Below are 21,548 nucleotides of genomic sequence, written 5' to 3'. Positions count from 1 at the left end.
AGGTTTTGGCGCCACCCGATCTGCCGGCAAGCCGGCCACCCATAAGGAGATGGAAATGTTGCACTACGCAGTTGTTTTTCTGGTGATCGCGCTGATTGCAGCCCTCTTCGGTTTTGGCGGTATTGCTGCCGGCGCCGTGGGCATCGCAAAGATTCTGTTCTTTGTGTTCGTGATCATGGCCGTGGTCACCTTCGTGCTGGGTCTGCTCAAAAAGGGGTAAGCCTGGCCTGACGGCCCGGCCTTCGACCCACCCCCTCGCGCATTCCCCTTTTGCATATCCCAAGGAGTTTTCTGATGAGCCTTCAGACCGCAACCGACAAAGTGACGACGGGCGTTCGCAACCTCACCGATGACGTGCTGCAAAGTGCCCAAGAGGCTGTGCAGACCACGCGTGCTGCCGCAGACCAGTCGCTCGATAAGGCCGAAGCCAGCGTGCGTGCCCTGCGCCGCCAGGCAGACCCCGCCATTGACGACCTGGCGGCCCGTGCCCAGGACCTGGCTGCCCGCAGCATTGACTACTGCGCCGAGACCAGCGCGCGTGCACGCCGCCAGATGCAGCAGGCCGCAGAGGCTACCAGCAAGTACGTGGCCGAGCAGCCCGGCAAGTCGCTGGTGATCGCCGCCGCATCGGGTGCCCTGCTGGCCACCGTGGCGATGCGGATATCGCGCCGCCGCGATGCATACTGAGCGTTGAAGGTGGGGGATGCTGGCGTTCATCCGCCGGTGCCCCGCCAGCGCTGATTTTTTGGCCCCTTTCCCACAGTCCGCCGGTCGCGGAGGGTGCAACAGACCGGTGGATTGAATATGTCCCAGCACCCGCGTTCCCAACCATTCTTGAACAAGGAAAACACCATGAAATACGCACGTGCCCTCGCTTTCGCCGCAGTCGCTGGCATCACCATCGTTACGGCCACGGGCTGCTCGGTGGCTCGCGAACAGCAGACTGTAGGTTCTTATGTGGATGACGCCGGCATCACCGCTGCCGTGAAGGCCAAGATGGCCGAAGACAAGAACGTGTCCGCCACCTCCATCAGCGTGGAAACGCTGAACGGCACGGTCCAGCTGTCGGGCTTTGCCAAGTCACAGACCGAAAAGAACCAGGCTGAAAACATTGCCCGCAACACCAAGCACGTGCGCGAAGTGCGCAACAGCATCGTTGTGCGTCCCTGACCGGACGGGGCTTGCGCCACGCGCATGGGCCTAGCGCTCCCGCCTGATGGCGTTACCCCCTGAAGCAGGCTCCAGGCATGTCCCGGGGCCTGTTTTTTTATGGGCCCACCCTGTTGATGTATCGGGTGGAACCTGCACTGTTCATTCACCTTGCTCCGGGCCACGGGGTATAAGCTCCACACCATGCGGGTATTCAATTGCGACCATTGCGGTCATCTGGTTTTTTTTGACAGCGTGCAGTGCCTGCATTGCGGCAGTGCGCTGGCATTTGTGCCCGATGTGCTGACCATGGCTGCACTGACCCCTGCGCCACAGGATGGTGCAGACCTGTGGCGCCGCCGGGGCAGGCAGGGCGACGCTCATTCCAGCGGGCGCCTGTACCGCATGTGCCGCAACCACACGGACCACCAAGCCTGCAACTTTGCGATACCCGTCCACGATTTCACAGAGCTGTGTGTGTCGTGCCGCCAGACCCGTGTGATGCCCGACCTGTCTGAGCCTGCGAACATGGGACGCTGGATGCAGATCGAAGCCGCCAAGCGGCGGCTGTTCTACAGCCTGGCCCGTCTGGGCCTGGAGCCTGCGCCCGGCGGCACAAGCCCGGTGTTTGAATTTTTGGCGGAGGTGCCGGGCGGCCCACCCGTGTTGACGGGCCACAACAACGGCACCATCACCCTCAACGTGGCGGAGGCCGATGACGATGAACGTGCGCGCCGCCGCATCGCGCTGGGTGAGCCCTACCGTACGCTGATTGGCCATTTGCGCCATGAGTCCGGGCACTTCTACTGGGACCAGCTGGTGCGCGATGGCGGGCGGCTGGACGACTTTCGCCAGATGTTTGGTGACGAGCGCCAGGACTATGCAGCGGCCCTGGAGGCGCACTACGCCAAGGGCAATGACGGCAACGACTGGGCCGACCACCATGTGAGCGCCTACGCCGCCGCGCACCCCTGGGAAGACTGGGCCGAAACCTGGGCGCACTACCTGCACATGATCGACCTGCTGGAAACCTCGGCCAGCTATGCCACCGAGGTCACCGTGCCCGGGATTTACGGCCCGCAGCGCAGCAGCGCCATCGACCCCTTTGCCAGTCCGGCGCCCGACTTCCAGTCCATGGTGCAGCACCTGGTGCCGCTGACGCTGCTGCTCAACAGCCTCACACGCAGCCTGGGGCAGCCCGACGCCTACCCGTTTGCGCTGGCAAGCGCGGTGTTGGCCAAGCTGCGCTTTGTGCACGACATGGTGCGCGAAGCGGCCGCACGGCCGGCCCCTGTGGCCTCTCCGGCCCCCGTTCCGCCAGCCCCACCTGCTGCCCATCAAAATATCAAAAAGAATAGCAAATCAGCCAATAAAGACCGGCGCTAGCAGGCGGTTTGGCTTAAACTCGGCGGCCATGCCATCCGCTGGGCTTGAAAACGGCCTGGAACTTGCTTGAGGGCTTGCAGGAGATTGGCTCTCATGCAGAAGTTCGACGAGATGGTTACCTGGCTGCCCCTGGCCGGCCTGGACGGTGCGGCAGGCTGGGCGGGCAGCGATGTCCGGCCCCACTATGCGCGGTTTGCGCAATGGCTGGCGCGCCAGAGCGCCGAGTCCATGCAGGCGCGCCGCGCCGAGGCCGAGGTCATCTTCCGGCGCGTGGGCATTACCTTTGCCGTGTATGGCGCCAAGGACGAGGACGGCGCGGGCACCGAGCGGCTCATCCCCTTCGACCTGATCCCGCGCATCATTCCGCAGCAGGAATGGGCGCACATGCAGCGCGGCCTGGTGCAGCGGGTCACGGCGCTCAACCGCTTCATTCACGACGTGTACCACGGCCAGGACATCCTGCGCGCCGGCATCGTGCCCGCCGAGCAAATCCTGCGCAACGCCCAGTTCCGGCCCGAGATGGTCGGCGTTCATGTGCCGCTCGACATCTACTCCCACATCAGCGGCATCGACATCGTGCGTGCGCCGGATGCGTCGGGCGAGGGCGTGTACTACGTGCTGGAAGACAACCTGCGCGTGCCCAGCGGCGTGAGCTACATGCTCGAAGACCGCAAGATGATGATGCGGCTGTTCCCCGAACTGTTCGCACAGCATCAGGTGTCACCGGTGGCGCACTACCCGGACCTGTTGCTGGACACCCTGCGCGCCAGCGCCCCGGCCGGCGCGGCCGATCCAACCGTGGTAGTGCTGACGCCCGGTATGTACAACAGCGCCTACTTTGAGCACGCCTTCCTCGCGCAGCAGATGGGCGTGGAGCTGGTCGAGGGACAGGACCTCGTGGTCAAGGACCAGTTTGTGTACATGCGCACCACGCGCGGGCTGCAGCGGGTGGATGTGATCTACCGCCGCGTGGATGACGATTTCCTCGACCCCGATGTTTTCCGCCCCACTTCCACCCTGGGCTGTGGGGGGCTCATGGCCGCCTACCGGGCGGGCAATGTCGCCATCTGCAACGCCGTGGGCACGGGCGTGGCCGACGACAAATCCATCTACCCCTATGTGCCGGACATGATCCGCTTCTACCTGGGGGAGGAGCCCATCCTGCAGAACGTGCCAACGTGGATGTGCCGCAAGCCGGATGACCTGCGGTACGTGCTGGACCACCTGCACGAACTGGTGGTGAAGGAGGTGCACGGCGCGGGCGGCTACGGCATGCTGATTGGCCCCGCAGCCACCCGGGCCGAGATCGAGGCCTTTCGCGCCGCAATCATCGCCAAGCCCGACGGCTACATCGCCCAGCCCACGCTCAGTCTCTCCAGCTGCCCCACCTATGTGGACAACGGCATTGCACCCCGCCATATCGACCTGCGGCCCTTTGTGCTCAGCGGCCAGAAGGTGCAGATGGTGGCGGGCGGCCTCACGCGCGTGGCCCTCAAGGAGGGATCGCTGGTGGTCAATTCGTCGCAGGGCGGGGGCACCAAGGACACCTGGGTGCTGGGCGACCAGCCTGCGGCAGCGCAGGGCTCGTCCCTGCCCATGCAAACACAACGCCAAGGGAGGGAATGACCATGCTGAGCCGCACCGCCGATCATTTGTTCTGGATGGCCCGTTACACCGAAAGGGCAGAGAACACCGCCCGGATGCTGGACGTCAACTACCAGAGCGCGTTGCTGCCCCAATCGACCGAGGTGGCCACCCTCGGCTGGCAGGGCTTGCTGTCCATCAGCGAGCTGCTGCCCGCCTACACCGCCCAGCATGGCGAGGTGACGCCCGTCAAGGTGCTCGACTTCATGGTCAAGGACCCGAGCAACCCTTCGTCCATCGTGGCCTGCCTGCAGGCCGCGCGCGAGAACGCGCGGGCGGTGCGCGGGGCGCTCAACACCGAGGCCTGGGAGATCCAGAACCAGACCTGGCTTGAAGTGAACCGCCTGATTGCGAGCGGTGCGTTGGAGCAGGACCCTGCACGGTTCTTCGAATGGGTGAAGTTCCGCTCGCACCTGTCGCGCGGGGTGACGGTGGGCACCCTGCTGCAGGACGAGGCGCTGCACTTCATGCGGCTGGGCACGTTTCTGGAGCGGGCCGACAACACAGCGCGGCTGCTGGACGTGAAGTTCCACGCGGTGCAAAGCGACTTCAGGGGCGCGGCCGCGGCGCAGGACCAAGACTATGACTTCTATCACTGGAGCGCCATCTTGCTCAGCGTGTCGGGCTTCGAGACCTACCGCAAGGTGTACCGCGATGTGATCACCCCCGAGCGTGTGGCCGAGCTGCTGATCCTGCGGGCCGACATGCCCCGCTCGCTGCACGCCTGCATGAAGGAGGTGTTGGGCAACCTCGACATGCTGGCCAGCGGCCAGTCGGCCGAGACCCAGCGGCACGCGGGGCGGCTGCTGGCGCACCTCAAGTTCGCGCGCATCGATGAAATCCTGACCCATGGCCTGCACGCCTACCTCACCCAGTTCCTGGAGCGGGTGAACGACCTGGGGGCGCGGATCAGCCGGGACTTCCTGGTGCCTGCGGCAGTGTGAGGGGTGTGTATGACGCAGTCGGTGCAGCGGCCGCAGCACTAGCGGCTATGGCTTCGGGCACCGGCTCGACCGTCACCCCCACCTGCAGCACATGGTGGTCGCCGCCGTGGATCACGCCGCGCAGCGGCGACACATCCGAAAAATCGCGGCCGATGGCCAGGGTCACGTAGTCTTCGCCTGCCGGGCGGTCGTTGGTGGGGTCCAGGTCAAACCAGGTGGTCTCGTCCAGCGCGCCGCCCCTGTCATCCGCTGAAGGCGACCACACCGACACCCACGCGTGTGAGGCATCGGCGCCCACCAGCCGGGGCTGTCCGGGCGGGGGCTCGGTCAGCAGGTAACCGCTGACATAGCGGGCTGCCAGGCCCAGGCTGCGCAGGCAGCCGATCATCACGTGGGCAAAGTCCTGGCACACGCCCCGGCGCAGCCGCAGCGATTCGAGCGCGGGCGTACCCGCGTCGGTGGCATTGGCGGTGTAGGCAAAGTCGGCATGGATGCGCGACATCAGGTGGCTGGCGGCCTGCATCAGCGGTCGGCCCGGCGCAAAGCTCTCGGCGGCATAGGCCACAAAGTCGGCGTGCCTGGGAATGTAGGGCGAGGCAAAGCTGAACTCGGTGGCCGCATGGTAGGGCTGACCGCGCCGGTAGCTCAGGCGCTCGCGCACGGCCTCCCATGGCTCGCCGGGCGGTGCGGCGGGCACGGGTCGGGTCTCCAGCAGGCTTTCGGCGCGTACCCGCAGTTGCTCGTGGGTGAAGGGCAGGCTGAAGAACGTGCGGGTGTTGCCAAACACGTCCTGCACCATGTTGCACTGGGTTGGGGCGGGGTCCACCTGCAGGCTGTGGGTCAGCACGCGCTGCACCACGCCGGTGCGCGGGCGCAGATGGGCCATGTGCTGGGCGTTCTGCACCGTGGGGGTGTAGTGGTACACCGTTTCGTGGATGACGCGCAGCTTCATGGTCAAGCTCCTACGCTGTGCCGCAACGCATCGATGGAGTGGGTGAAGTAGCGCGTGGCTAGCACATCCGACAGTCCCAACACGCCCCGCACACAGCGGCCCAGATACTCCTCCAGCGCGGCATGGCGGCCCTCGGCATCCTGTGTGCACAGGGCCACCAGCGACAGGTCGGAGGCCTCGGGGATGCCCATGGCGGCGGATTCGCCGGGCGTGCCCGCAGCCGCTTCGATCTTGGCAATGCGCCCGCGCAGCGTCTGCGCCACCCAGGCCAGCGAGCGGGGGTTGTCGCGGTCGATCACCAGCAGGTCCAGCAGCGCGGGCATGTCGCGCCGCTGCTGGTACTGCGCGTGGAACGTGATGGTGCTGTCAAACAGCGCCACCATGGCCTCAAAGCCGCCTTCATCGTGCACGGCGCCGGTCTGCAGGCCGCTTTCCAGTGCCGAGGCCAGAAAGCCCAGGCGCTCCAGATGCCGCCCGATGGACAGCAGGCGCCAGCCGTCGTCGCGGGTCATGCGGTCGGTCTGCTGGCCGGTCATGGCGGCGGTGTGGCCGCTCAGCACTTCCAACTGGCGCAGCGCATCCAGCGGCGAATAGTCGCCGTCGTCTTCGGCCCCGGTGCGGGGCGCAAAAAACTCCGCTTCGGCGCGCACGATGAGGTTCCAGTGCTCTTGCGACAGGCGGTCGCGCACGGCCGATGCGGCGCCCAGAATGCCGCGCAGGTTGAAGCCCACGCTGGTCACCTGAGCGGGCTGCGTCAGCCCGGCGATCAGCGAGCGCTCGAACACGCGCCGCGCCTGCCCCGCGGCAGGCACCGTGGGCAGCACCAGCCCCTGGCTCACGCCCATGGCGCTCAGCCAAGCCAGCAGCGGTTGCGAGGTCTGGTCCTCGCCGTTCAGGCATTGCAGCGTGATGCGCGCCAGGCGCGTGACGTTCTCGGTGCGCTCGGTGTAGCGGCCCAGCCAGAACAGGTTTTCGGCCGCGCGGCTGGTCACCTGGCGGCTGCGGTGCACCACGGCGGGCGCAGCCTGGTTGTGGGCCAGCAGCGTGGTGGTGTCCACGGGGCCATCGGTCTGCACCCACACGTCGGCACTGCTGCCGCCGCGCTGCATCGATGTAATGCCGCTGTCGCCTTGGGCCAGGCGGGCCAGTCCGCCCGGCAATACGCGCCAAGAGCCCGGGCCATCACACACCGCAAACACGCGCAGCATCACCGAGCGGGGGGCGATGGGGCTGCTTTCCGGCGCTGCACCCTCCGTGTCCTTGGTGCGCCAGGTGGGCATTTGCGACAGCGGCAGGTGGGCCTGCACCGTGTATTCATCGCCCTGGGCCTCGATGCGTGCGGACCACTGCACCAGGTCTTGCGCCGACAGCGCACCGCCCAGCACGGGCACGCGCTGCGCCATGGGCCAGGTGGGGCGGATCACGCTGTGCGCGAGCTGTGGCAGCACCGCCTGCATGGCCGAGCGCTCGCCACACCACCAGGTGGGCAGCGACGGCAGGGCCAGCTCCTCGCCCAGCAGGTGGCGCGACAGCGCGGGCATGAAGCCCAGCAGCGCCGACGATTCGAGGAACGCCGAGCCCGGCGCATTGGCCACGAGCACGTTGCCCGCGCGGATGGCCTGCAGCAGGCCGGGCACGCCCAGGCGCGAGTCGCTGCGCAGCTCCAGCGGGTCCAGAAACTCGTCGTCCAGGCGCTTCAAGATGCCGTGCACCGGCTGCAGGCCATGCAGCGTCTTGAGGTACAGGCGCGCGTCGCGCACCGTGAGGTCGTTGCCCTCCACCAGCGTCAGGCCCAGATAGCGCGCCAGGTAGGCATGCTCAAAGTAGGTCTCGTTGTACGGGCCGGGCGTGAGCAGCACGATGCGCGCATCCGCTCCCGCCGGGCTCATCTGCCGCAGCCCGTCGAGCAGCGCGCGGTAGGTGGCGGCCAGGCGCTGCACATGCATCTGGCTGAACGCCTCGGGGAACAGGCGCGAGATGAGCAGCCGGTTCTCCAGCAAATACCCCAGGCCTGAGGGCGCCTGCGTGCGCTGCGTCACCACCCACCAGTCGCCCTGCGCGTCGCGCGCCATGTCAAACGCCGCGATGTGCAAATGGGTGCCGCCCACGGGCTGCACGCCATGCATGGCGCGCAGGTAGCCCGGGTGGCCCTGCACCAGCGCGCTGGGCAGCAGGCCTTTGCGCAGCAGCTCCTGGGGGCCATACACGTCGGCCATCACGCGGTTGAGCAGGCGCGCGCGTTGCAGCACGCCGCGCTCGATGTGTGCCCAGTCGCCCTGCGAAAGGATCAGCGGAAACAGGTCCACCGACCAAGGCCGCTGCGGGCCATCGGCGTCGGCATAGACGTTGTAGGTGATGCCGTTGTCGCGCACCTGGCGCTGCAGGCTCTGCATGCGCCGGTCCAGGTCCTGAAAGCCCTCGGGGCCCAGTTGGTCGAAAAATTGGGCCCAGGCGCTAGTGATATTTGGGTCGGTTGCTATTGATTTAGGAGCTGATGCTGCGGTGGCCGTGCTGGAGTCGTCCGGCACACGGGCACCCCGCAACTCGTCAAAATGCCCGGCCGCCGCAGCAGGCGCCAGCGCAGCCGCCCATTGGGCCGCGCTGTCGGAAGGGTCGGGGGATGGAAGGCTGTCGTTGAGATGGTTCACTGCGCTCGATTTTCGGGCATTTGGTCTCCGGCACTCTGCGGGTTACCCACAGCCTGCAAAGCCAGCGCGGCCCCGACCAGTGGACGCCGTGGAACTGGCTTTGCCAGGCCACTGGCGTCGTCCCCCTGGGGGGAAGGCGCGCAGCGACTTAGGGGGGCTTTCCTACGGCCGCATTTTTCGCCGCAGATCCAGCGTGAACGGAAACTCCCGGCTGCCCGGCAGCTCAATCGTCGCAGGCGGCACCGCCAGCCGCCCCGGCGTGTGCCCCATGCGCGAGAAGCGCGCCAGGCGGCGGCTTTCGGCCTCGTAGGCGTTGACTGGGAAGGTGTCGTAGTTGCGCCCACCCGGGTGGGCCACGTGGTACTGGCAGCCGCCCAGCGAGCGGTTCATCCAGGTGTCCACGATGTCGAACGTGAGCGGTGCGTGGGCGCCAATGGTGGGGTGCAGGGCCGAGGGCGGGTTCCAGGCCTTGTAGCGCACGCCCGCCACAAATTCACCGGTCGTGCCCGTGCTTTGCAGCGGCAGGGGCTGGCCGTTGACGGTGACCACATGGCGGCTTTCGTTCATGCCCGTCACGCGCACCTCGATGCGCTCCAGCGACGAGTCCACGTAGCGCACCGTGCCACCGGCGGAGCCTTCTTCGCCCATCACATGCCAGGGCTCCAGCGCGTTGCGCAGGGTCAGCTCCACGCCCATCGATTTCACCGTGCCGACCATGGGGAAGCGGAACTCGAACTGTGGCGCAAACCAGGCGGGGTCGAATGCATAGCCTGCGGCGTTCATCTCGGCCACCACGTCGTGCATGTCCTGCTGGATGAAGGTGGGCAGCATCCAGCGGTCGTGCAGCTCGGTGCCCCAGCGGGCGGCGGGGGCGCGGTAGGGCGCCTTCCAGAATCGCGCAATCAAGGCGCGCAGCAGCAACTGCTGCACCACGCTCATGTGGGCGTGGGGCGGCATCTCAAAGGCGCGCAGCTCCAGCAGGCCCAGGCGGCCGGTGCTGCTGTCGGGCGAGAACATCTTGTCGATGCTGAACTCGCTGCGGTGCGTGTTGCCGGTCACATCCACCAGGATGTTGCGTAGCGTGCGGTCCACCAGCCAGGGCGGCATGTCCTGGCCATAGATCGCGCGGTTGGCCTCGATCTCGCGCAGGGCGATTTCCAGTTCGTAGAGCTGGTCGTTGCGGGCCTCGTCCACACGCGGCGACTGGCTGGTGGGGCCAATGAACAGGCCGCTGAACAGGTAGCTCAGGCTCGGGTGGTTGTGCCAGTACAGCAGCAGGCTGGCCAGCAGCTCGGGCTTGCGCAAGAAGGGCGAGTCCGCCGGGGTGGCGCCGCCCATCACAAAGTGGTTGCCGCCGCCGGTGCCGGTGTGGCGGCCATCGGTCATGAACTTCTCGGCCGACAGGCGGGTCTCCCACGCGGCTTGGTACAGAAACTCGGTGTGCTGCACCAGCTCCTTCCAGTGGCTGGCGGGGTGGATGTTCACCTCGATCACGCCGGGGTCGGGCGTCACGGCCAGCACCTTCAGGCGTGCGTCGCGCGGCGGCGGGTAGCCTTCCAGCACGATCTTCATGCCCAGTTCTTCGGCCGTGGCCTCGATGGCCGCCAGCAGGTCCAGGTAGTCCTCCAGGCGCGCCAGCGGGGGCATGAAGACGTAGAGCACGCCGTACTTCTCACCCACCTTCTCGGCCTTGGGGCCGCTGGCGCGGCGCGGGTCGCGCACTTCCACACACAGGGCAGTGCGCGACAGGCCTGCGGCCGACTGGAACTTGCCCGGGGGCTGCATGCCCGCATGCGGGTCGGGCTGCCCGGCCTGGCGTGCGTGGTCGCCGCCTGCGGTGCCTTGCACCACGCGGCGTGCTTCGCCCGGTGCGGTGGCGCCCGCCAGGTAGGGCAGGTCGCGGTCGCCGGTGACGGGGCCCGCTGGAAGGGAATACCGCACCCGCAGCGTGGTCGCAGCGGGCAGCGGGCCTTGGGGTGCGGTCGGGTCTTGCGGGATCAGGTGCTCGGTGTCCGACGCCTTCACCCAGGGCAGGGCGTCCAGCGGCAGGCGGTAGCCCATGGGCGAATCGCCGGGGATGAGCAGCATGCGGTCGTCGCGGAAGAACCAGGGCCCGGTGCTCCACACACTGCCCGCCAGCGTGCCCGCACCCACACCCGCCTGCAGCGGCAGCACATAGCCCACCACGCTGTCGAGCTTTTGCTCGAACACGCGGCGCAGGCGGGCGCGCTCCAGCTCGTCGTCCAGGCGCGCGTCGAACGGGTCCACATTGATGGGCAGGCGCCGCTCGCGCCATAGGTAATAGAAGGTGTCTTCGTAACCGGGCTGAATGTAGCGGTCGGTGATGCCCAGCTTGCGCGTGAGGTGGCGCACAAAACGTTCGGCGTCGGCGCTGGTGTAGTGCGAGGGATCACGCTCGTCGGCAAACAGCGCGGGGTTCTGCCACGCGGGCTGGCCGTCGGCGCGCCAGCAGATCGACAGCGCCCAGCGCGGCAACTGCTCGCCGGGGTACCACTTGCCCTGGCCAAAGTGCAAAAAGCCGCCCTGGCCGTATTCGGCGCGCAGCTTGTGCGTGAGTTCGGTGGCAAAGCCGCGCTTGGTGGGGCCCAGGGCATCGGTGTTCCACTCGGGCGCGTCGCGGTCGCTCACGGCCACAAAGGTGGGCTCGCCGCCCATGGTCAGGCGCACGTCGCCCGCTACCAGGTCGGCGTCCACCTGCTCGCCCAGGGCCAGCACGGCCTGCCACTGGTCTTCGGTGTAGGGCTTGGTCACGCGGGGCGATTCGTAGATGCGCGTCACGCGCATCTCGTGGCTGAAGTCCACCTCGGCCTTGTCCACACCGCCTTCAATCGGCGCAGCCCCGGAGGGTTGCGGTGTGCAGGCCAGCGGGATGTGGCCCTCGCCCGCCATCAGGCCGCTGGTGGCATCCAGGCCAATCCAGCCTGCGCCGGGCAGGTAGACCTCGCACCAGGCGTGCAGGTCGGTGAAGTCGTGGTCGGTGCCGCTGGGGCCGTCCAGCGCCTTCACGTCGGGGGTCAGCTGGATCAGGTAGCCCGACACAAACCGCGCCGCCAGCCCCAGGTGGCGCAGCAGCTGCACCAGCAGCCAGCCCGAGTCGCGGCACGAGCCGCTGGCTTTTTGCAAGGTCTCCTCGGGCGTTTGCACGCCGGGCTCCAGGCGGATCAGGTAGCGAATGTCCTGCGACACCTGCTGGTTCAGCTTGACCAGAAAGTCCACTGTGCGCCGTTTGCTGCGGTCGATCTTGTCCAGGTACGCCTGCACCAGCGGCGTCATCGGCTCGGTGGCCAGGTAGGGCGCCAGCTCCTGCTGCACATCGCTGCTGTACTTGAAGGGGATGTGCTCGGCCTCGGGCTCCAGGAAGAAGTCGAAGGGGTTGTACACCGCCATCTCCACCACCAGGTCCACCGTGACCTTGAACTCGCGCGTCTTCTCGGGGAAGACGAGTCGCGCCTGGTAGTTGGCAAACGGATCCTGCTGCCAGTTGATGAAGTGCTGCGCGGGCTCAACCTTGAGCGAGTACGAAATCACATTGCTGCGGCAATGGGGCGCAGGCCGCAATCGGATGGTCTGCGGCCCAAGGCCGACCAGCCGGTCGTATTGGTAATGCGTGACGTGGTGGAGCGCGGCGTGGATGGGCATATGCAGGCCATGCTAGCAAGTCCCGAGCCATCGCGGGCAACTATTCCGGGGGCGGTGACAAGCGGTCATCGGCTGTTCACAATGTGCGGTCCGTGCCCCGCTGCCGGGGCTGTCTGCATGCTTCTCATTGCGCACCAACTTGGTGATGCCTCTTTTCATCCATGTCCCACTCCCCCCAACTTCTGCTCCTGCCCGGTCTGGCCGCCGATGAACGCATGTGGCGCGGCGTGCTGCCGCTGCTGCCCGCCGCGCTGCGCCCCGAGGTCGCCACCGCCCACCAGGATGTGAACCTGCATCGCATCGAGGACTTTGCCGCACGGCTGCTGGCGCAGCACGCGGGGCCGCTGGTGCTGGCGGGCGCATCGATGGGCGGCATGGTCGCCATGGAGGCCGCGCGCCAGGCACCGCAGCGGGTTGCAGGGCTGGCCTTGCTGGGCACCACCGCGCGACCCGAGACACCCGACATGCGCGCCCTGCGCGAAGGTGCCATCGAACTGTTTGAACAGGGCCGGGTGCGCGAGGTCATCGAGCCCAACGTGGCCCTGGCCTTCCACCCCGTGAACGCCGCCAAGGCGGAGCTGGTGCAGACCTATCTGGACTTTGTACTGGACGCGGGCCCCGACCACCTGGTGCGCCAGAACCGTGCCGTGATCCACCGCCCCGATGCGCGGGTGCACCTGCCGCAGGTGAGTTGCCCGGTGCTGGTGGTGTGTGGCGCAGCCGACCAGCTCACGCCGCCCGAATGTTCTGCAGAGATTGCGGCGCTGGTGCCCGGCGCCGAGCAGCACCTGCTGCCGGGCAGCGGCCACATGCTGACCATGGAGCAGCCCGAGGTGGTGACCGGCTTGCTGGTGCAGTGGCTGGCCCGCAGCGGGTGGATGTGAGTGAGTTGAAGCGTTTTTGGCTGGAAGCGCTAGTGGAATTTGCCTGAGCAGCTATGAAAATGGTAGCTAATCAAAACTCCAGGTTGTCAATCAACCGCGTGCTGCCCAGCCGCGCAGCACCCAGCGCCACCAGCGTGCCTGCAACATCGTCGGCCGTGGCGGGCAGCAGGTCGGCCCGGCGGCGCACCGTGAGGTAGTCGGGCGCCCAGCCCCGCGCGCGCAGCGCGTCCTGCGCCTGGGCCTCCAGCGCGCTGCGGTCGCTGGCATCCAGCCACTGCTGCGCCAGCCGCTTCAGGGCCTGCGACAGGGCCACGGCCTCCTGGCGTTCTTCCAGGCTGAGGTAGCCGTTGCGCGAACTTAGCGCCAGGCCGTCGGCCGCGCGGCAGGTCTCGCCCGCCACGATCTCGATGGGCAGCGCAAACTGCCGCACCATGTGGCGGATCACCATGAGCTGCTGGTAGTCCTTCTTGCCAAACACGGTCACGCCACCGGTGGCGCCCAGCACGCAGGCAAACAGCTTCATCACCACCGTGCTCACACCCACAAAAAAGCCGGGGCGGAAGTGGCCTTCGAGCATGTCGGCGAGCTGCGGGTCGGGGTGCACCTTGAAGGTCTGGGGCTCGGGGTACAGGTCCGCCTCGCGCGGGGCAAACAGCACATCACAACCGGCGGCCTGCAGCTGTGCGCAGTCGGCCTCCCAGGTGCGCGGGTAGCTGTCAAAGTCCTCGTGGGGCAGAAACTGCAGGCGGTTCACAAAGATGCTGGCCACGGTCACATCGCCCAGGGGTTGGGCCTGGCGCACCAAGGCAATGTGCCCATCGTGCAGGTTGCCCATGGTGGGCACAAAGGCCGGGCGGCGGTAGGGGGCCAGGGCCTGGCGCAGGTCGGCAATGGAGCGGGCAATCAGCATGGGTGGGAAGGGTCAGAGAAAGGAAGGAAAAGGGCTTACCAGGCGTGTACAGCGTTGTCCGGGAAACGCCCTTGTTTCACGGCCTGCACATAGGCCTCCATGGCGCCGCGCACGCTGCCTGCGTCCTGCATGAAGTTGTGCACAAACTTCGGCATCTTCCCGAGGTTCATGCCCAGCATGTCGTGCAGCACCAGCACCTGCCCGGCCGTGCCGTTGCCCGCACCGATGCCGATGGTGTGGCAGTGCGGCAGTTCGGCCGTGAGGTCGGCGGCCAGCGTGGCGGGCACCATCTCCAGCACCAGCATGGCGGCGCCTGCGTCCTGCAGTTCGTGCGCCTCTTTGCGCAGCGTGCGGGCGGCATCGTCGGTCTTCCCCTGCACGCGGTAGCCGCCCAGGGCATGCACCGTCTGCGGCGTGAGGCCCAGGTGGGCGCACACCGGCACGCCGCGCTGCACCAGGAATTCCACTGTGGGCGCGGTCCAGCCGCCACCTTCGAGCTTGACCATGTGTGCGCCCGCCTGCATCAGCACGCAGGCGCTGCGCAGCGCCTGCTCGCGGCTTTCGGCATAGGTGCCATAGGGCAGGTCGGCCACCAGCCAGGCCGTGCCCTGCACGCGGTGCAGGCCGCGCGCCACGCTGGCCGTGTGGTAGGCCATGGTGTCCAGCGTCACTCCCACCGTGCTCGGCAGGCCCTGGCACACCATGCCGAGCGAATCACCCACCAGAATGCATTCCACCCCCGCCGCATCGGCCACGGCGGCAAAGGTGGCGTCGTAGGCGGTCAGCATGGTGATCTTCTCGCCCGCTGCGCGCATCTGCGCCAGGCGCGGCAGGCTCACAGGGCGGCGCTGGGGCAAGGGCGATGCGGGCGGCAGCGTGCCGTAGGGCGTGGCAGAAACAGGGCTGGTGGCGGTCATGGAGCGCGGTGGTGCCAAAAAATTGCCGCGAGTCTATGCGACCAATACTGGGTGTACTTATTGGTTTCCTGCGCGGGCAGGGCGGGCCTGCGCTGGCACAGTGGCCTTTGCGTTCCCGGTATGCTCGCGGCCCATGACAGCAGCGACACCCCCCGCGAAAAGCACTATGAGAGACAACGATGTAAAGGCCCTGGCCCAGGCCGACGTGGCCCGCGCTCTGGCCGAAGACGTGGGCACTGGCGACCTCACCGCCGGCCTGATCGACCCCGCCCGCCGTGCCCGCGCGCGCATCCTGGCGCGTGAAGAAGCCGTGATCTGCGGCGCCCCTTGGGCCGAAGCCGCGCTGCGCGCCCTCGACCCCACGGTGCAGATCACCTGGCATGTGGCCGAAGGCCAGCGCTGCGCCCCCGACCAGGTGGTGCTGGAGCTGGAAGGCCAGGCCCGCGCACTGCTGAGCGCCGAGCGCACCGCACTCAACTTTCTGCAGCTGCTCTCGGCCGTCGCCACCAAAACCCGCACCTATGTGGATGTGGTGGCGGGCACGCGCGCGCAGATCGTGGACACGCGCAAGACCCTTCCCGGCCTGCGCCTAGCGCAAAAGTACGCCGTGCGCGTGGGCGGCGGCACCAACCACCGCATTGGCCTGCACGATGCGGTGTTGATCAAAGAGAACCACATTGCAGCCGCCGGTGGCGTGACGGCGGTGCTGCGCGCCGCACAGGCCGTGGCCGCGCAGGCGACCTTCATCGAGATCGAAGTCGAAACCCTGGAGCAGCTGACCGAGGCGCTGAATGCGGGTGCCAAGATGGTGTTGCTGGACAACATGCCGCTGCCCATGCTGCGCGAGGCGGTGCGCATCAATGCGGGCCGCGCGATTCTGGAAATCTCGGGCGGTGTCACGCTCGAAGGCCTGCGCGAACTGGCCGAGACCGGCGTGGACCGCATCTCCATCGGCACGCTGACCAAAGACGTGAAGGCCACCGACTTTTCGATGCGCCTGCAGGAGCTGGCATGAGCACCGCAACCCTGAACCGCATCGACGTCGAATACGAGCAGCCCGACGAGGCGACATCGGGCGCCGTCTGCTCCACCAAACACGCCTGGGCGCGCGTGCCGCCCGAGCCGTCACAGGCTGAGCGTGCAGCGCTCAAAGACAGGATTCGCCGCCTGCTCAAGGAAAAGAATGCGGTCATGGTGTCGCACTACTACGTGCACCCGGACCTGCAGGACCTGGCCGAGGAAACCGGCGGCCTGGTGAGCGACTCGCTGGAGATGGCCCGCTTTGGCCGGGACCACGCGGCGCAGACCCTGGTGGTGAGCGGCGTGCGCTTCATGGGCGAGACGGCCAAGATCCTGAGCCCGGAAAAGACCGTGCTCATGCCCGACCTGGACGCCACCTGCTCGCTGGACCTGGGCTGCCCCATCGACGAATTCAGCGCGTTCTGCGACCAGCACCCCGACCGCACTGTGGTGGTCTACGCCAACACCAGCGCGGCCGTGAAGGCGCGGGCTGACTGGCTGGTCACATCGAGCTGCGCGCTCGACATCGTGAGTGCCCTCAAGGCTGCGGGCCAAAAAATTCTGTGGGCGCCCGACCGCCACCTGGGCGCATACATCCAGCGCGAGACAGGCGCCGACATGGTGTTCTGGAACGGTGCCTGCATCGTGCATGACGAGTTCAAGGCGCTGGAGCTGGAGCTGCTGAAAAAGCAGCACCCACAGGCCAAAGTGCTGGTCCACCCCGAAAGCCCCGCCGACGTGGTGGCCCTGGCCGATGCCGTGGGCTCCACCAGCGCCATCCTCAAGGCCGCGCGCGAGATGGATGCCACCGAGTTCATCGTGGCCACCGACAACGGCATGATGCACAAGCTGCGCACGCTCAACCCCGGCAAGACGTTTTACGAAGCCCCCACGGCGGGCAACAGCGCCACCTGCAAGAGCTGCGCGCACTGCCCCTGGATGGCAATGAACGGTCTGGCCGATGTGGCCCGCGTGCTGGAGACGGGTGCGAATGCCGTGCATGTGGACCCCGCGCTCATCCCGCGTGCGCGCCGGCCGATTGACCGCATGCTGGCCTTCACGGCGGCGCTCAAGAACGGTCAGCCCACCGGCGCATTGGTGCCCCATCTGGGCGCTGCCTGAGAGCACACGGCGTGTTGATGCTTGCTCATTTTTTTATAGCTATAGGCGCATGATCCGCTAGCGCCTCCGCCTGCTTTGACCCACAGTTGCCACATTGACTTCACCCAGCCGCTGACTGCGGGCGCCACGCGCCTGCGCCACCGGTTTGAGGCACCGCGCGAGGTGCTGGTGGCCCACGCACTGCACGAGGTACGCAGTGTGCTCGACGCCGTGTTCGCCGCCGCCCAGCAGGGTCGTTGGTGCGTGGGCCATGTGCGTTACGAGGCCGCGCCGGCCTTTGATGCCGCATTGCAGACCCACGCGGCCGACGGCCCGCTGGCCTGGTTTGCGTTGTACGACGCGCCCCAACCCGGGGCCGACGACGCGGCCGACGATGCGGCGGCCGCTGCCCCTGCGCAGGTGGTGTGGAACGACAGCCCCGAGCGCGAGGCGTTTGACGCCGCGCTGGCGCAAATCCAGCAGGCCATCGCAGCGGGTGAGCTGTACCAGGTCAACTACACCGCGCCCTTTCGCGGCACGCTGCAGGGCTCGCCGCAGGCGCTGTTTGCTGCGTTGCTGCGCGCTCAGCCTGGGGGCTATGCCGCCTACCTGCAGGCGTGTGACGAGCAGGTGCTGTCGGTGTCGCCCGAGCTGTTTTTTGACTGGCAGGACGCGCCGGAAGGCGGCACCCTGCTGGCCCGCCCCATGAAGGGAACGGCCCCGCGCGGCGCCACTCCAGAACAGGACGCGCAGCAGGCCGAGCACCTGCGCACGGCGCCCAAGGAGCGTGCCGAGAACGTGATGATCGTGGACCTGCTGCGCAACGACATGTCGCGCATTGCGCTGCCGCACAGTGTGCAGGTGCCTGCGCTGTTTGCCACGCAGGCCTTGCCCACGGTGTGGCAGATGACCTCGGACGTGACCGCACGCACGCGGCCCGGCACCACGCTGACGGATGTGTTTGCGGCGCTGTTCCCTTGTGGCTCCGTCACGGGGGCGCCCAAGGTGCGCGCCATGCAGATGATCCGCGCGCTGGAGCCCGCGCCGCGCGGCGTCTATTGCGGCGCGGTGGGCGTGGTGCGGCCGGGCGGCGCAGCGGGGCCGGACGGCCTGCACCCGGTGGCGGCTACCTTTAACGTGCCCATCCGCACCGTGGTGCTGCGCGGCGTGGGTACTGGTGCGGGCTCGGGTGCGGATGCCTCCCCCGTCGTGGCCGAGGCCACCTGCGGCATTGGCAGCGGCATCACCTCCGGTGCCGAGGCGGGCGCCGAATGGGCCGAGTGGCACCACAAGCGCGCCTTTGTCGAGCGGGCCAGCGCTCCGTTCGAGGTGCTCGAAACCCTGGGCTTGCACCACGGCAAGTTCGTGCACGCTGACCAGCATGTGCGCCGAATGGGCGAGGCGGCCGCGCATTTTGGCTTTGCATTCAACGCCCATGCGGTGCGCCAGGAGCTGCAGATTGCCGCCCTACAACACCGCGATGGCGACTGGCGGGTGCGCCTGCTGCTGGCGGCGGACGGCAGCTCGCGCGCCGAGGCCTTTGCGCTGCAGACCACGGCAGTGCCAGTGCGCCTGCAACTGGCGCCACGCCCCTTTGCGGCCGCACACAGCGAGTTTGTGCGCTACAAGACCACGCGCCGCGCGCACTACGCGGCGTTTGGGCCCACGACCCCCGGCGTGTTCGACACCGTGCTGTGGAACGAGGCGGGCGAGATCACCGAAGGCACCTTTGGCAACATCGCCGCGCTCATCGATGGGCGCTGGGTGACGCCGCCCTTGTCCTGCGGCCTGCTGCCCGGCGTGGGCCGCGCCGTCGCACTGCAGGACGGCCACGTGGTGGAGGCCGTGCTGCGCGTGGCCGACATTCCCCGCGTGCAAGGCTGGGCGTTCATCAACAGCCTGCGCGGCTGGCTGGACGCCACGCTGGACGCGTAGCGAGCCCTTTTCCCTCTATCTCCCTGTTGGCAAGCAGGTGCCCACGGCGCCTGGCCGCCGTGGCCTTGGCCGTTCCAACGCGCATCCGGTGCATCAGGATGTGACGCTGCTATCCGTTCTGTAGGCGCTTGCCATGGCGCCCGCTCAGCTTGACAGCGTCCACCGCGCGAGGCCTGTTACTGCAGCCCGGCAAATACCTCCTTGCATCCCGCAACCTCCTGTGCGCTTGCTTACACCGCATGGCGCCCAGCCCACAGACCTATAGGACACGGCCTACAAAAAGCGCTGCGGGGCCCCACGAACATGAACCCACACAAGACGCGTTTCAACGCTTTGTGTGCAACGTTTGTTCAACCCTTTCGACAGGAGCCACCATGTCTCAGCACAACCCGCAGAATCAGCACAACACCCCCTCGTCTCAGCGTCAGTCGCCCTCCGGGCAGCAGCAGGCCGAGCAGAGCACGGGCAACCACAGCAACCGCCAGCAAGGAGCCCGCAACGACGCCGACACGCATGCGCAGGGCCGCGAACAGAAGCAGCAAGGCAGCCGCGATTCGCACAAGAGCCAGCCGTGAAACCGGGCAGGCCACGGCATCACGTAGCCGGCCCCACCTTCTCATCCCCATTCACTTTCAATTTTTGATATTCCCATTGACCGCAAGGAGAACATCATGGGCTACAGAGACAGCGACGACAGCAACTTTTCCCGCCATGGCATGGGCCGCGATGCCGACGACATGCGCTTTAACGAGCGCGGTGACCACCAGGGCTACGGCAGCGACGACCATCGCGGCAGCAGCCCTGGCGGTTACCGCCAGGAGTTCGAGAACCGCAATGACCGCAGCGACCGTTATGAGCAAGAACGCTATGGCCAGGAACGTTATGGCCAATACGGCCTGAACCGTAGCCGTGGCGAATCGCAGGGCTACCCACGCTCGGGGCGCGAAGGCTTTGGCTCGTATAGGTCTCAAGACCGTTCGAGCTACTCCAACGGCCCAGGCCGTCAATACCAGGCCTGGGGCGCCCCGTATGACAGCCAAGGCTATCGCGATGACGACGGGCGCTTTGCCTCGTCCTATCGCGATGATGAACGCGGCCAGGGTGGCTATGGCAACGCCTACGGCTTCACCCGCAATGCACCGCCCGCCCAGCAGAGCCGGGGCCACCGCGATCCCGACTACCAGCAGTGGCGCGACGAGCAACTGCGCATGCTGGATGACGACTACGACAGCTGGCGCAAGGAGCGCTACCAGAAGTTTTCGGATGACTTCAGCCAGTGGCGCTCCAGCCGCACCGGCGGCAGTTCGGGCCAGCCGCAGTCCGGCCCGCAGAACCAGAAAGGCGGAGGTTCCCAGAGCGCGTCCAGCAGTGCATCGGGCGGCAGTCAGGGCAATACCGGCAAGTCCAAGGACGCCAGCTGACGTTTGCTGTTACTCACGTGGCCGGGCCGGGGCGGCATGTGCTGTCCCGGCCCGGTCGTTCACAAACCTGGGCCCCCGCCGCTGCGGGGACTTGTTCAGCGTTGTTTTTGAGCCCCTCGCGCCCGAAAGACATACCACCATGACCACCTCCGTTCCCCTTCGCTCTCGGCCCTCCACGAAATCCGGTTCCAGCGCATCCGGCCATCAGACCGCAGAGAAGCAACGCGCTATTCAGGCCCGGCAAGACCTGCACGACCACGACCAGGCTGCGCAGCACCAGGGGAAGACCGCGCGACACGGAGCCACCACCCAACGTGCAGCACCAGGCCCCGGCCATGAAGAGCCTACGCCGCCACTGCCGCGCGAGCATCTGGACAAGCCCGGCCTGGAAGCCGATATGCAGCTGAAACCGTGCTACCAGGCCCAGCACTACCGGGGCAGTGGCAAGCTGGATGGCATGTCGGTGTTGATCACCGGCGGAGACTCCGGCATTGGCCGCGCTGTGGCCGTACTCTGCGCCCGCGAGGGAGCCGATGTCGCGATCGCCTACCTGAGCGAACATGAAGATGCCCGTGAGACCTGCGCCCTCATCAAAGCCGAACGCGGCCGCAGTCTGGCGATGGCGGGTGATGTGAAGGATGCGGATTTCTGCAGCGAGGCAGTGGGCAAGGTCGTGAAGGCCTTTGGCAAGCTCAATGTGCTGATCAACAACGCGGCGCTTCAGGAGCACGCTGCGTCGCTTGACGAATTAGGGCCTGTTCACCCAATTTTTGCCAGATGCGTTGTGATGCCCAAGGGCCAGGCGCAAGGCGACAAACGAAGCTGGGGTGTGGCCCCAGCGAGGCTTGGCAACGCCGCGGATGGCCCTTGGGCATCGCAACCCGAAGGGAAGGCCTCCCCCGCCGCGCCACTCGTCGTTGCGTTCCTAGCCAAGGCCCCGGCCTTGGCGTCGTCGCGCGCCTAGATTGGCGTGGCGG

The 21,548-nt window shown here is 67.2% G+C and carries 18 protein-coding genes; 13 read left to right on the top strand and 5 right to left on the bottom strand.

Features of this window, described 5'->3' with window-relative positions; genetic code table 11:
• Positions 1–55 precede the first annotated feature (55 nt).
• The 6 genes from ACOYR4_RS18170 to ACOYR4_RS18145 all read left to right on the top strand — a co-directional run bounded on the left by ACOYR4_RS18170 (position 56) and on the right by ACOYR4_RS18145 (position 5,123).
• The gene (locus tag ACOYR4_RS18170) at positions 56–220 is read left to right on the top strand and encodes a DUF1328 domain-containing protein (protein WP_010463174.1); all 165 of its coding nucleotides are present in this window, start codon (positions 56–58) and stop codon (positions 218–220) included.
• Between the two features lie 74 nt (positions 221–294).
• On the top strand, positions 295–687 hold the full coding sequence (locus ACOYR4_RS18165; protein WP_422847560.1) for a hypothetical protein: 393 nt from the start codon (positions 295–297) through the stop codon (positions 685–687).
• Positions 688–852: 165 nt separating this feature from the next.
• Entirely contained in the window at positions 853–1,170 is a 318-nt protein-coding gene (locus tag ACOYR4_RS18160; protein WP_015015472.1) for a BON domain-containing protein, read from the top strand.
• A 183-nt stretch (positions 1,171–1,353) separates the two neighbouring features.
• Positions 1,354–2,535, top strand: coding sequence for a zinc-binding metallopeptidase family protein (locus ACOYR4_RS18155; RefSeq protein WP_422847559.1), 1,182 nt, complete (start codon positions 1,354–1,356; stop codon positions 2,533–2,535).
• 93 nt (positions 2,536–2,628) lie between these two features.
• Entirely contained in the window at positions 2,629–4,161 is a 1,533-nt protein-coding gene (locus ACOYR4_RS18150) for a circularly permuted type 2 ATP-grasp protein (RefSeq protein WP_422847558.1), read from the top strand.
• A gap of 2 nt (positions 4,162–4,163) precedes the next feature.
• Positions 4,164–5,123 (top strand): alpha-E domain-containing protein, encoded by a 960-nt coding sequence (locus tag ACOYR4_RS18145; protein ID WP_422847557.1) that lies wholly within the window; start codon positions 4,164–4,166, stop codon positions 5,121–5,123.
• Here the strand turns inward: ACOYR4_RS18145 and ACOYR4_RS18140 are convergent.
• From ACOYR4_RS18140 to ACOYR4_RS18130, 3 genes are all read right to left on the bottom strand, one after another.
• On the bottom strand, positions 5,089–6,075 hold the full coding sequence (locus tag ACOYR4_RS18140; RefSeq protein WP_422847556.1) for a transglutaminase family protein: 987 nt from the start codon (positions 6,073–6,075) through the stop codon (positions 5,089–5,091). The two genes, ACOYR4_RS18145 and ACOYR4_RS18140, sit on opposite strands and share 35 nt — an antisense overlap.
• A 2-nt stretch (positions 6,076–6,077) precedes the next feature.
• On the bottom strand, positions 6,078–8,723 hold the full coding sequence (locus ACOYR4_RS18135; RefSeq protein WP_422847555.1) for a circularly permuted type 2 ATP-grasp protein: 2,646 nt from the start codon (positions 8,721–8,723) through the stop codon (positions 6,078–6,080).
• Positions 8,724–8,885: 162 nt separating this feature from the next.
• Positions 8,886–12,383, bottom strand: coding sequence for a DUF2126 domain-containing protein (locus ACOYR4_RS18130; protein ID WP_422847554.1), 3,498 nt, complete (start codon positions 12,381–12,383; stop codon positions 8,886–8,888).
• Between the two features lie 161 nt (positions 12,384–12,544).
• On the opposite strand from ACOYR4_RS18130, the gene ACOYR4_RS18125 reads away from it, so the two are divergent.
• On the top strand, positions 12,545–13,267 hold the full coding sequence (locus ACOYR4_RS18125) for an alpha/beta fold hydrolase (RefSeq protein WP_422847553.1): 723 nt from the start codon (positions 12,545–12,547) through the stop codon (positions 13,265–13,267).
• Positions 13,268–13,337: 70 nt separating this feature from the next.
• Here ACOYR4_RS18125 and panC read toward each other — a convergent pair whose 3' ends face one another.
• Together panC and panB are read right to left on the bottom strand one after the other, a co-directional pair.
• Positions 13,338–14,177: a pantoate--beta-alanine ligase gene (gene panC, locus ACOYR4_RS18120; RefSeq protein WP_422847552.1), complete on the bottom strand. Its 840-nt coding sequence runs from the start codon at positions 14,175–14,177 to the stop codon at positions 13,338–13,340.
• Between the two features lie 35 nt (positions 14,178–14,212).
• A complete protein-coding gene (panB, locus tag ACOYR4_RS18115; RefSeq protein ID WP_422847551.1) occupies positions 14,213–15,094 on the bottom strand; it encodes a 3-methyl-2-oxobutanoate hydroxymethyltransferase in 882 nt (293 codons plus the stop codon).
• Positions 15,095–15,260: 166 nt separating this feature from the next.
• On the opposite strand from panB, the gene nadC reads away from it, so the two are divergent.
• From nadC to ACOYR4_RS18085, 6 genes are all read left to right on the top strand, one after another.
• Entirely contained in the window at positions 15,261–16,109 is an 849-nt protein-coding gene (gene nadC, locus ACOYR4_RS18110) for a carboxylating nicotinate-nucleotide diphosphorylase (RefSeq protein ID WP_422847550.1), read from the top strand.
• The gene (gene nadA, locus ACOYR4_RS18105; protein ID WP_422847549.1) at positions 16,106–17,236 is read left to right on the top strand and encodes a quinolinate synthase NadA; all 1,131 of its coding nucleotides are present in this window, start codon (positions 16,106–16,108) and stop codon (positions 17,234–17,236) included. Before nadC ends, nadA begins: the two co-directional genes overlap by 4 nt.
• Positions 17,237–17,311: 75 nt before the next feature.
• Positions 17,312–19,150, top strand: coding sequence for a chorismate-binding protein (locus tag ACOYR4_RS18100; RefSeq protein WP_422847548.1), 1,839 nt, complete (start codon positions 17,312–17,314; stop codon positions 19,148–19,150).
• A 374-nt stretch (positions 19,151–19,524) separates the two neighbouring features.
• Positions 19,525–19,725 carry a hypothetical protein gene (locus ACOYR4_RS18095; RefSeq protein ID WP_060984396.1) on the top strand — a complete coding sequence of 67 codons (201 nt, stop codon included), beginning with the start codon at positions 19,525–19,527 and terminating at the stop codon, positions 19,723–19,725.
• Positions 19,726–19,821: 96 nt separating this feature from the next.
• A complete protein-coding gene (locus ACOYR4_RS18090; RefSeq protein WP_422847547.1) occupies positions 19,822–20,571 on the top strand; it encodes a hypothetical protein in 750 nt (249 codons plus the stop codon).
• 139 nt (positions 20,572–20,710) lie between these two features.
• Entirely contained in the window at positions 20,711–21,535 is an 825-nt protein-coding gene (locus ACOYR4_RS18085) for an SDR family NAD(P)-dependent oxidoreductase (RefSeq protein ID WP_422847546.1), read from the top strand.
• Positions 21,536–21,548: the final 13 nt, after the last annotated feature.

The sequence above is a fragment of the Acidovorax sp. M14 genome (assembly GCF_049331375.1).
Taxonomy (GTDB): Bacteria; Pseudomonadota; Gammaproteobacteria; order Burkholderiales; family Burkholderiaceae_C; genus Acidovorax.
The sequence above is the reverse complement of the archived record's forward strand: the minus strand, read 5'-3'. Positions and strand labels throughout refer to the sequence as shown.

What these genes read in the sequence shown, in the direction of transcription:
- ACOYR4_RS18170 (WP_010463174.1), top strand. Translation starts at nt 56, where the DNA reads ATGTTGCACTACGCAGTTGTTTTTCTGGTGATCGCGCTGATTGCAGCC.
- ACOYR4_RS18165 (WP_422847560.1), top strand. Translation starts at nt 295, where the DNA reads ATGAGCCTTCAGACCGCAACCGACAAAGTGACGACGGGCGTTCGCAAC.
- ACOYR4_RS18160 (WP_015015472.1), top strand. Translation starts at nt 853, where the DNA reads ATGAAATACGCACGTGCCCTCGCTTTCGCCGCAGTCGCTGGCATCACC.
- ACOYR4_RS18155 (WP_422847559.1), top strand. Translation starts at nt 1,354, where the DNA reads ATGCGGGTATTCAATTGCGACCATTGCGGTCATCTGGTTTTTTTTGAC.
- ACOYR4_RS18150 (WP_422847558.1), top strand. Translation starts at nt 2,629, where the DNA reads ATGCAGAAGTTCGACGAGATGGTTACCTGGCTGCCCCTGGCCGGCCTG.
- ACOYR4_RS18145 (WP_422847557.1), top strand. Translation starts at nt 4,164, where the DNA reads ATGCTGAGCCGCACCGCCGATCATTTGTTCTGGATGGCCCGTTACACC.
- ACOYR4_RS18140 (WP_422847556.1), bottom strand. Translation starts at nt 6,075, where the DNA reads ATGAAGCTGCGCGTCATCCACGAAACGGTGTACCACTACACCCCCACG.
- ACOYR4_RS18130 (WP_422847554.1), bottom strand. Translation starts at nt 12,383, where the DNA reads ATGCCCATCCACGCCGCGCTCCACCACGTCACGCATTACCAATACGAC.
- ACOYR4_RS18125 (WP_422847553.1), top strand. Translation starts at nt 12,545, where the DNA reads ATGTCCCACTCCCCCCAACTTCTGCTCCTGCCCGGTCTGGCCGCCGAT.
- panC (WP_422847552.1), bottom strand. Translation starts at nt 14,177, where the DNA reads ATGCTGATTGCCCGCTCCATTGCCGACCTGCGCCAGGCCCTGGCCCCC.
- panB (WP_422847551.1), bottom strand. Translation starts at nt 15,094, where the DNA reads ATGACCGCCACCAGCCCTGTTTCTGCCACGCCCTACGGCACGCTGCCG.
- nadC (WP_422847550.1), top strand. Translation starts at nt 15,261, where the DNA reads ATGAGAGACAACGATGTAAAGGCCCTGGCCCAGGCCGACGTGGCCCGC.
- nadA (WP_422847549.1), top strand. Translation starts at nt 16,106, where the DNA reads ATGAGCACCGCAACCCTGAACCGCATCGACGTCGAATACGAGCAGCCC.
- ACOYR4_RS18095 (WP_060984396.1), top strand. Translation starts at nt 19,525, where the DNA reads ATGTCTCAGCACAACCCGCAGAATCAGCACAACACCCCCTCGTCTCAG.
- ACOYR4_RS18090 (WP_422847547.1), top strand. Translation starts at nt 19,822, where the DNA reads ATGGGCTACAGAGACAGCGACGACAGCAACTTTTCCCGCCATGGCATG.
- ACOYR4_RS18085 (WP_422847546.1), top strand. Translation starts at nt 20,711, where the DNA reads ATGACCACCTCCGTTCCCCTTCGCTCTCGGCCCTCCACGAAATCCGGT.